A 9,619-nucleotide genomic window follows, 5' to 3' on the forward strand; every position below is an offset into this window, starting at 1 on the left:
TGTTAAAAACACAACAATATTATATGAGCCGAGGGTGACACGGTATATCCATGTCTTGACGTCGCTCTTGCCGTGGAACGTCTCGTAGCCGTTCCATAGCTTGACAAGCACCTCCTGAAAGAGGTCTGCCACCTCGTCGGCATCGTTGGAGAACATGTAGCACACGGCGTATATCGTGCTACGGTTGTCTCTCACAAGCTGCGAGAATTGTTGCTCTGTTGTGTTCATATGCTTGTTGTTTATTACTTTTCCTGCTCTTTAGACGCACAAAAGGTGGGGTTTGCTACAGAAAAAGTTGTGTTTTTTCGAGGTATATAAAAAAAGAATGGCTACAACCGCTACTCTTCCGTCTGCGTCTTAGGCCAATTAACGAGGAAGAGTTTCTCCGTAGCACGTGTAAAGGCGGTGTAGAGCCAGTGGATATAGTCGGGCGTGAGCATTTCGTCGGTCATATATCCTTGGTCTACGTAGACGTGCGCCCACTGTCCGCCCTGCGCCTTATGGCACGTGACAGCATAGGCGTACTTTATCTGCAACGCATTGTAGTAGGGATCGGCTTTCAGACGCTTGTAGCGTTCGGGCTTGGTGCGCACATCGGCGTAGTCTGCCATCACCTCGTCGAAGAGCTGCTGACTCTGCTCGCGTGTGAGCGCTGGTGCCTCGGTGGCGAGCGTGTCGGTGAGCGCCGTCACCTGCAACTCGTAGTTGTCGTAGTCTGGGAACTGCAGCCAGAGGTCGACGAAGTGGAAGCCGTAGAGGTCGCGGCGGTTGCGCACGCGCTGTATCACGGCACGGTCACCGTTGGCTATGAACGCCGGCGCCGACGTGTCTTCAGCCTTCTTCTGCTCGGTCCAGTAGTAGCTGTTCTTCACCACCATGAGCCAGTCGCCCGACGTCAGTTCCTCCTCGCGCCAAAGCACTTGGTTGCGTATGCCCTGATTGTATATGTTTGCACGCTTGTTGGAGCGCGTAACAACCATCGTCTCGTCCATGCCCACCTGCGAATAGCTCGTAGCGAGCGTCTCTATCAGTTCATCGCCCGGCACGCATACGATGTCGGGGAAGCCGCTGAAGCGTATCTTGGGCAGGGCGGTCGCCTCGTCGTGCGTAATCATCTGGCGTATCACCGTGGCGTTGTAGAGTATACCCGACTGCTGGCTCTGGCGCAACACCTCGCGCAGGTCGCTTTCGTAGACGGTGAGTCCGTAGCCGGAGATGAACGCTGAGGAGAGAGCCGGCGACTCCTCCTCGCCTACCGGCGGCAGCTGCGCCTTGTCGCCGATGAGCACCAGTCGGCAGTTGCGCCCCGAATAGACGAACTGCACGAGGTCGTCGAGCAGACAGCCCGTGCCGAACACCGATTCGCGCAAGCCTTCGTTGGCTATCATCGACGACTCGTCGACGAGAAACAGCGTGTCGGTCATCATGTTAGGAGCAAGCGAGAACGAACCGCCGAGCGACTGCTGGCGGTAGATGCGGCGGGGGATGGTGGAAGCCGGTACGCCTGAGTTTAAAGCGAACACTTTCGCGGCACGACCCGTCGGCGCAAGCAGGACAACGCGCTGCTTCAACGCGAGCATCGTGCGCACGATGGCACCAGAGAGTGTCGTCTTACCCGTACCTGCCGAACCGCGCAGCAGCATCGTAGCATGGTCGTCACGATCGGCGAGAAACTCGGCGAAGGTGTCGATGGCGTGCCGCTGGTCGGCAGTAGGCTCGAAGCCGAGCGCCTGGACGATGAGTGTCTTATAGTTTATAGCGTACAATTCGGTTTACTTTTAAAAAGGCTACGGTTGGCAGAGCACAGTGCAGACACGGTCTTGGAAAGCACGACCGTTGCTGTGGTGCTGTATGCCCTGATTGATGATGGAGAATGCGAGGCGGTGGCCGTTGGCTGCCGTGCAATAGCCGGCAAGCGACGACACGCCCTGCACGGTGCCGGTCTTGGCGCGTACGTTGCCAGCGGTGAACACGCCCGTCATGCGCTTGCGCAGTGTGCCGTCTTCGCCGGCAATGGGCAGCGACGGACGCAGGTGCATGTATATATTGTTGTTCTGGAACGCATAGCGCAGAAGGCGCACTTCGAGTTCAGCCGAGAGATAGTTGTAGAGCGAGAGTCCGCTACCATCGGCTATCTCGTAACGCTTCGGATTGAGTCCTACCTTAGATATCAGCCTATTGATTACGCTGCGTGCCTGCTTAGCCGAAGCCTGCTTGGTGCCTGTAGATGCTGCCAACTGGTAGAACATCGACTCGGCATAGAGGTTGTCGCTGTTCTTCATCATGCGCATCAGTATCTGGTCGATGGTGTGGAAGCGACGGCAGATGCAATAGGCACTGTCAGGACGTTGCGACTCGCCAACGTTTGCCTCAACAACAAGACTGTCGGCAAGGAGGTCGCTGACGAAACGCTCTGTGAATGAATCCTTCCTGCTGATAAGCAACGGCGATAGCACGGGGTTGTCGTCATCCCAACACCAGCCTGCACCAAACTGATCGGCATCCTTCATCGACTTGTCGGCATAGATGTTGCCACGTATGGTGTCGACTCCCATCTTGTGTATAGCCTCAACAAAAGCACGCATATCGTCGGAGTTGAAGCGTGGGTCGAAGCCGCCCACGCAGTAGATATTGCCCGTAAGCGTGCGGTCGTTCACCTCGCCGGTGTAGCATAGCTCGGTCTTGAACTGGTAGCTGCCGCCCAAGCGGTCGATGGCTGCTATCGCCGTGACGAGTTTCATTGTCGATGCAGGGCGCAGAAGCTGACGCGCATTGTGACTGTAGAGCACCGAGTCGGCATCGAGGTCGTACACCATCATTCCGACGGTGGATGTCTCAAACATATCGTGCTCAAGAAGGTTGTCCAGATGCTTTGCCACAGCTATATTCCACGGCAATGCCTGCTCCGCCACCTTGAACGTGTCGGGCATCAGTGTGTCGGCAACCGCCGAACTGTCGTCTTCGTCAAACTCGACATCTGTCTGTGCCGTTGCTCCTGAAGCGAAGAAGAACGCCACGAGTGTCAATACATATTTATATATATAGTCTTTCATGCCTGTTTGTAATGGTTGATGTCCATTTCTTAATTATCCTTGTCTTCATATTGTCTCTGTCTGCGCCGTATCTCTTCGATGAATTCGCTTGTCTGCTGCGGTTGCGCATACGTTATCTTTCCGCAACCGTATTCTATCACGATGTGGCGTGCCGTGAACAGCGTGCCGCGCACCGCACGTGCCACTATTATCTCGTTTACAGCTATCGTTATGCTCTTGCCGAGTCTGCCACGAATGATGACGAGGTCGCCATCAGCGGTGAATGTGTAGGTGGTGTTCACCAAGCGGTCGACACCTGCCGCGCCAAGCAACAGACACACGAAACCCAACGCAGGAGTGATTCCGCTGCGCACAAGAAAACACCACAGAGCGACTACTGCCAACAACACTATCGTGGCTATGCCCTGCAAGCTGACGTTATGATGGAAAGTTCGGTTCATAATGCAAATCTACACTTTTTTTGCGAGACAGGCAAACGATAAACAACAAAATCGCCTGAGCGTCAATCATTACTGTGACGCTCAGGCGATTTAATTCGAGTATTTATCAAATAGTGTCTGCTGATTTTTATTAATCGCAACTCACGGTTTAGAAAATCGTGAGTGTGTACAGATATACCACTGCAGCAGGGAACGCCATCAGCGAAGAGTCGAAACGGTCGAGCATTCCGCCATGACCGGGCAGGATGTTGCCCGAATCCTTTATGCCGATGGTACGCTTGAAGAGCGACTCAACAAGGTCGCCCCATGTACCGAAGAACACAACGACAAGACCTAAGCCCATCCACTGCGGTATGCTGAGAGCCACTTCGGCTGCGCCGTTGTGCAGAGCGGATGTCTCGTAGAAGCCTACGGCTGCTGCCATAGCCAGCACGAGGAGTCCGCCACCGATACTTCCCTCCCAGCTCTTGCCTGGGCTGACACGCGGAAAGAGCTTGTGCTTGCCGAAGAGCGATCCGCTGAGGTAAGCACCCGTATCATTAGTCCAAAGGAAGATAAAGACACTGAGCGGAAGGAGGTAGTTGTACACCACTCCATCGCCCGTAGCACGGAATGCGAGGACGTTGATAGTGGAGAACGGCAGTGCAATGTACATCTGCGCAAGCATTGTGTACGCCCAGTTGTTTATCGGATTCGGAGCCTTTGTGTACAGCTCGGCGATGAACAGATAGACGATGGTCAGCAAGTAAGGTATGAACACTGCCGACGGCACGATGCCCGAGCAGTAGCCTGCGATGCTGAAGAACAAGTAGACGCCAGCAACGGTGGTGATGAGACGGTTCGTCGTGACGCCCTCTATGTCGTTCACAATGCCCGTAAACTCCCAGATGGTGAGTCCTGTAACCAGCGCGAACAGAAGTATCATCGCCTCCGGACGCAAGAAGCACGTAACGATGGCTGCCACAAAGAGCACACCGGTGATGGTACGTACAATCAAGTTTTTCATTTTATCGCTCATAATGCTTACGTTTATTATTTCTCAGTAGGTTCTGTCTTGTCGTCAGTCGGCTGCTCTGCCGAGTCATCAGCAGGAAGTGCAGCCTGCTTTGCCAACGATTCCTCGTGCTCCTTCTGAGCCTGGCGAACCACTTCGGGCATGTCCTCAAGCTTAGGAGTATTGTCCTCGATTATCTCTTCCGAGCGACTCACCCATGGACGCTTGCCGAATATGCGCTCCACATCCTCGGCGAAGATCACCTCGCGAGTCATAAGGAGCTCGGCGAGTTCGTTATGTCCCTTTGCATGTTCCTTAAGCAGAGTCTTCGCACGTGCATACTCGTCGTTGACCAGCTTCAGCACCTCGTCGTCGATAATCTTAGCCGTTGTCTCTGAGTAAGGACGCTGGAACTGATATTCCTGGTTGTTATAGTAGCAGATGTTTGGCAGACGATCGCTCATGCCGGCGTATGCTACCATGCCGAATGCCGACTTCGTAGCACGTTCGAGGTCGTTCATAGCGCCGGTAGAAATGTGTCCGGTGAAGAGTTCTTCGGCTGCACGACCGCCAAGCAGTGCACACATCTCGTCGAGCATCTGCTCCTTTGTTGTGATCTGACGCTCTTCGGGCAGGTACCAAGCTGCGCCGAGTGCTCTGCCACGTGGCACGATGCTCACTTTAACGAGAGGATTGGCGTGCTCGCAGAACCATGAGACAGTGGCGTGACCGGCTTCATGCAGCGCGATGGTGCGCTTCTCAGCCTCAGTCATTACCTTTGTCTTCTTCTCCAGACCGCCGATGATGCGGTCTACTGCGTCGAGGAAGTCCTGCTTGCCTACCTTGTTGCTATTATGGCGTGCGGCGATGAGCGCCGCCTCGTTGCACACATTGGCGATATCTGCACCCGAGAAGCCCGGTGTCTGACGCGAGAGGAAGTCGATATCTACCGTCTCGTCTATCTTCACCTTACGCAGATGCACCTGGAAAATCTCCTTACGCTCAGTAAGGTCGGGCAAGTCGACCGTTATCTGACGGTCGAAACGTCCGGCACGCAGCAACGCCTTGTCGAGCATGTCGGCACGGTTCGTAGCTGCGAGGATGATAACACCGCTGTTTGTACCAAAGCCGTCCATCTCTGTAAGGAGGGCATTGAGCGTGTTCTCGCGCTCGTCGTTGCCACCCATTGCAGGATTCTTGCTACGCGCACGTCCCACGGCATCAATCTCGTCGATGAAGATGATGCACGGAGCCTTCTCCTTAGCCTGACGGAAGAGGTCGCGTACGCGACTTGCGCCTACACCGACGAACATCTCCACGAAGTCGGAGCCGCTCATGGAGAAGAACGGAACGCCTGCCTCGCCTGCCACTGCCTTTGCGAGCAAGGTCTTACCTGTGCCCGGAGGTCCTACGAGGAGAGCGCCCTTGGGTATCTTACCACCCAGCTCTGTGTACTTCTGCGGTTGCTTGAGGAAGTCGACAATCTCCTGCACCTCCTGCTTGGCACCCACCTGACCAGCCACATCCTTGAATGTGATGCCGAGATCGTTGCCCTTCTCGTACATCTGAGCCTTCGACTTGCCGACGTTGAAAACTCCGCCGCCAGCTCCGCCGCCGCCCATGCGGCGCATCATGAAGAGCCACAAGAAGACGAAGAAGATAATCGGACCGAAGGTGTAGAACAGCGTCATGAGTCCGGAGTTGGAGTCCTTCTCGTAGCTGAAATCGAGTATCTTGCCTCTCTTCATTGCAGAAGAGAGATAGTTGTCTACGCCGTCAACCGAGCCGTATGTAACTTCTACATACGGTTTCTGACCAACCTGCTGCGCCGACTTGCCGAACACGTCGCGGATTTTGTCCGGACGCACGTACATACGCAGCGTTCCGTTGTCCTTATTCACAACCACACTGCGTGCATAACCCTTGTCTACATACACCTGAAACTTGGTGTACGTAGCCTCCTGGCTCGCCATCTGGCTGCCAAAGAAGCCTTTACCTCCATCAGAGAAGAACAGCACGGCGAGCATCACGATGATGATCGTGTAGATCCAGTTCATATTGAACTTCGGCATCTTCGGTTGGTTGTTATCTCCAGAGGGATTATTGTTTGTGTTCATATAATCTTTATTATTAATCGAGGTTCGGTATATTTATAACCTTGGCATCCTCCCAGAGGGTCTCAAGGTTATAGAAGTCGCGTGCTTCAGGTATGAAGACATGCACGATAACGTCAACGAAGTCCATTGCCACCCAGTAAGCCTGCGGCAATCCGACGGTGTGTACCGGCTTCTCGCCAGCATCGATGCGTGCTGTCGCGCACACAGAATCGGCGATAGCCTCAACCTGCGAAGGCGAGTTGCCCTGGCAAATCACGAAGTAGTTAGTTATATTGCCGTCGATACCACGGAGGTCGGCGATTGTTATGTCCTGTCCTTTCTTCTCTTGAATACCCTTAACGATGGCTTCTACCAACTTGTCTTTAATTTCCATTTACTATATTCTTGTTTAATTTTATATTCTGTTTATTCAATGATTATATATCATTTAATGTGACTACATTATTATATATATTATATATGCGCTTTTTAAGCCGTACAAAGATACAGCGATTTATCCAAAAAACGACTTAAAACTATAGAAAATGGCTTTTTATTAGATTTTATTAAAAAAAACTTACGAAAAACATTGCTGTTATAAAAATAATTCGTACCTTTGCACTCGCAATAAGGGAACAAGTTGCAACACATATTGGGATATGGTGTAATGGTAACACTGCAGATTCTGGTCCTGCCTTTCCTGGTTCGAGTCCGGGTATCCCAACTTCATAGCAACATTCTTCTTATAAAGAGGGATGTTTTTTATTGCAATAAAGTTCCACTTTTGCAGCATTGGGATATGGTGTAATGGTAACACTGCAGATTCTGGTCCTGCCTTTCCTGGTTCGAGTCCGGGTATCCCAACACAAAGCATTCATCTTTCACAGATGGATGCTTTTTTTGTGCAATTAATATCCTTACATTACTTTTTTTACGTAACTTTGCATTAAATAGGAGGTATTGTGCCTTCTTTGAACAAAACCTATTTAACAGAGTTCAATAGATTTCAGTATATTTCAATATATATATGAGCACCGACAACTTGGAATTATTAGACAAGATACAGTATCCAGAGGACCTCAGACAGTTGCCCGTTGAGCAACTGCCCGAGCTTTGTGCCGAGTTGCGTCAGGATATCGTGAAGGAATTGTCTGTCAATCCTGGTCACCTTGCTTCGTCGCTTGGCGTAGTGGAGCTGACTGTAGCGATGCACTATGTGCTAAACACGCCCTACGACCGCATTGTGTGGGACGTAGGACATCAGGCATACGGACACAAAATCCTCACCGGACGCAAAGACCAGTTCTATACTAACCGCAAATTAGGCGGCATCCGCCCATTCCCTTCTCCTAAAGAAAGCGAGTACGACACGTTCACGTGCGGACACGCCTCCAACTCTATCTCTGTGGCGTTGGGCATGGCTGTGGCTGCGCATAAGAACAACGAGCCAGACCGGCATGTGGTTGCCGTCATTGGTGACGGAGCGATGTCGGGCGGATTGGCGTTTGAGGGCTTGAACAACGTCTCGTCGTCGCCCAACGATCTGCTTATCATCCTCAACGACAACGACATGAGTATCGACAGAGCAGTGGGTGGCATGGAGAAATATCTACTGAACCTCGACACCAACGCCACGTACAACCGTCTGCGCGACCGTGCGTCGAAGTGGCTGCACTCGAAAGGTTATCTCAACGACGACCGCCGCAAGGGGCTCATTCGCCTGAACAACGCCATCAAGTCGGCACTCGCTCATCAGCAGAACATCTTTGAGGGCATGAACATACGCTACTTCGGTCCGTTCGACGGCAACGACGTGGTGGAACTGGTGCGCATACTCAATCAGTTGAAGGACATGCGCGGACCGAAGCTTCTGCATCTGCACACCGTGAAGGGCAAGGGATACAAGCCCGCCGAGGAGGCGGCTACGATATGGCACGCACCGGGCAAGTTCGACCCAGACACGGGCGAACGTCTAACGGGCGACACCTCGCAGCAACCGCTACGCTATCAGGATGTGTTTGGACGCACACTTGTCGAACTGGCGAAGCAGAACCCGAAGATAGTGGGCGTCACACCGGCTATGCCTACGGGTTGCTCGCTCGACATCATGATGCAGGAGATGCCCGACCGTGCCTTCGACGTAGGCATCGCCGAAGGTCACGCCGTGACGTTCTCTGCCGGAATGGCTAAGGACGGACTACTGCCGTTCTGCAACATATACAGTGCGTTTGCGCAGCGTGCATACGACAACATCGTACACGACGCGGCTATCCTGAACCTGCCGTTAGTGTTGTGCTTCGACCGCGCCGGACTCGTCGGCGAGGACGGAGCCACGCATCATGGCGTGCTCGACATCGCTGCATTGCGCCCCGTGCCCAACCTCACGCTATGCTCGCCAATGGACGAGTGCGAGCTGCGCCGTATGATGTACACAGCACAACTGCCCGACAAGGGCACTGTCGTGATACGCTATCCGCGTGGCAGAGGCGTGCGCCGCGACGACTGGCAGTGCGCGCTGGAGGAGATACCCGTTGGCAAGGGGCGCTGCATACGCGAAGGCGACGATGTGGCGGTGCTCAGCTACGGACCTATCGGCAACGATGTGGAGAAGGCTATCGAGCAGCTCAAGGCTGAGGGGTGCACAACAAGCGTGGCTCACTACGACATGCGCTTCTGCAAACCGCTCGACGAGGAACTTCTACAGAACATCGCGGCGAAGTTCAAGCGCATCATCACCATCGAGGACGCGCAGCGCACGGGCGGCTTCGGCTCGGCAGTGCTCGAGTGGATGAGCGACAACGACAAACCGGTAAAGGTGGTGCGCATGGGCATACCCGACCGCTTCATAGAGCACGGCACCGTGCCGGAGCTGCACCACATTGCAGGCATTGACGTAGAGGCGATTAAAGCCGAAATCACAAAGGGCTAATCGTAGGAGTCTACGGCATTCTTGCCGTAGACCTTGACTACTGAAATATAAATCATTGCAACGGTTTGTAATGGCTTGCAATGGCTACGGCAGGAATGCCGTAGCCT

At 53.4% G+C, this 9,619-nt stretch carries 8 protein-coding genes and 2 tRNA genes; 3 read left to right on the forward strand and 7 right to left on the reverse strand.

The genetic code is table 11. The annotated features are described in order from the left end of the window. From HMPREF0673_RS02925 to rsfS, 7 genes are all read right to left on the reverse strand, one after another. A partial coding sequence (locus HMPREF0673_RS02925) for an RNA polymerase sigma factor (RefSeq protein WP_007897697.1) occupies nt 1–228 on the reverse strand: 228 nt, incomplete at its 3' end. A 110-nt stretch (nt 229–338) separates the two neighbouring features. Further along, entirely contained in the window at nt 339–1,766 is a 1,428-nt protein-coding gene (locus tag HMPREF0673_RS02930; protein WP_007897699.1) for an ATP-dependent DNA helicase, read from the reverse strand. Between the two features lie 21 nt (nt 1,767–1,787). Then, the gene (gene dacB / locus HMPREF0673_RS02935) at nt 1,788–3,053 is read right to left on the reverse strand and encodes a D-alanyl-D-alanine carboxypeptidase/D-alanyl-D-alanine endopeptidase (protein WP_007897700.1); all 1,266 of its coding nucleotides are present in this window, start codon (nt 3,051–3,053) and stop codon (nt 1,788–1,790) included. Nucleotides 3,054–3,082: 29 nt separating this feature from the next. Beyond that, nucleotides 3,083–3,493, reverse strand: coding sequence for a PH domain-containing protein (locus HMPREF0673_RS02940; RefSeq protein ID WP_007897702.1), 411 nt, complete (start codon nt 3,491–3,493; stop codon nt 3,083–3,085). A gap of 148 nt (nt 3,494–3,641) precedes the next feature. Next, on the reverse strand, nt 3,642–4,511 hold the full coding sequence (locus HMPREF0673_RS02945; protein WP_007897704.1) for a phosphatidate cytidylyltransferase: 870 nt from the start codon (nt 4,509–4,511) through the stop codon (nt 3,642–3,644). A gap of 14 nt (nt 4,512–4,525) precedes the next feature. Further along, nucleotides 4,526–6,604, reverse strand: a complete 2,079-nt coding sequence (gene ftsH, locus HMPREF0673_RS02950; protein WP_007897706.1) for an ATP-dependent zinc metalloprotease FtsH — start codon at nt 6,602–6,604, stop codon at nt 4,526–4,528. Between the two features lie 13 nt (nt 6,605–6,617). Next, nucleotides 6,618–6,977, reverse strand: coding sequence for a ribosome silencing factor (gene rsfS / locus HMPREF0673_RS02955; protein WP_007897708.1), 360 nt, complete (start codon nt 6,975–6,977; stop codon nt 6,618–6,620). Nucleotides 6,978–7,236: 259 nt separating this feature from the next. Between rsfS and HMPREF0673_RS02960 the strand changes: the two genes are divergently transcribed. From HMPREF0673_RS02960 to dxs, 3 genes are all read left to right on the forward strand, one after another. Further along, a tRNA-Gln gene (locus HMPREF0673_RS02960) sits at nt 7,237–7,307 on the forward strand. A gap of 69 nt (nt 7,308–7,376) precedes the next feature. Beyond that, nucleotides 7,377–7,447 (forward strand) — tRNA-Gln (locus HMPREF0673_RS02965). Nucleotides 7,448–7,610: 163 nt separating this feature from the next. After that, nucleotides 7,611–9,512, forward strand: coding sequence for a 1-deoxy-D-xylulose-5-phosphate synthase (gene dxs, locus HMPREF0673_RS02970; protein ID WP_007897711.1), 1,902 nt, complete (start codon nt 7,611–7,613; stop codon nt 9,510–9,512). Nucleotides 9,513–9,619 lie beyond the last annotated feature (107 nt).

The organism is Leyella stercorea DSM 18206, assembly GCF_000235885.1.
Lineage (GTDB): Bacteria > Bacteroidota > Bacteroidia > Bacteroidales > Bacteroidaceae > Prevotella > Prevotella stercorea.

Coding starts and splice junctions, on each gene's coding strand:
- dxs (WP_007897711.1), top strand. CDS start 7,611: ATGAGCACCGACAACTTGGAATTATTAGACAAGATACAGTATCCAGAG.
- dacB (WP_007897700.1), bottom strand. CDS start 3,053: ATGAAAGACTATATATATAAATATGTATTGACACTCGTGGCGTTCTTC.
- ftsH (WP_007897706.1), bottom strand. CDS start 6,604: ATGAACACAAACAATAATCCCTCTGGAGATAACAACCAACCGAAGATG.
- HMPREF0673_RS02940 (WP_007897702.1), bottom strand. CDS start 3,493: ATGAACCGAACTTTCCATCATAACGTCAGCTTGCAGGGCATAGCCACG.
- HMPREF0673_RS02945 (WP_007897704.1), bottom strand. CDS start 4,511: ATGAGCGATAAAATGAAAAACTTGATTGTACGTACCATCACCGGTGTG.
- rsfS (WP_007897708.1), bottom strand. CDS start 6,977: ATGGAAATTAAAGACAAGTTGGTAGAAGCCATCGTTAAGGGTATTCAA.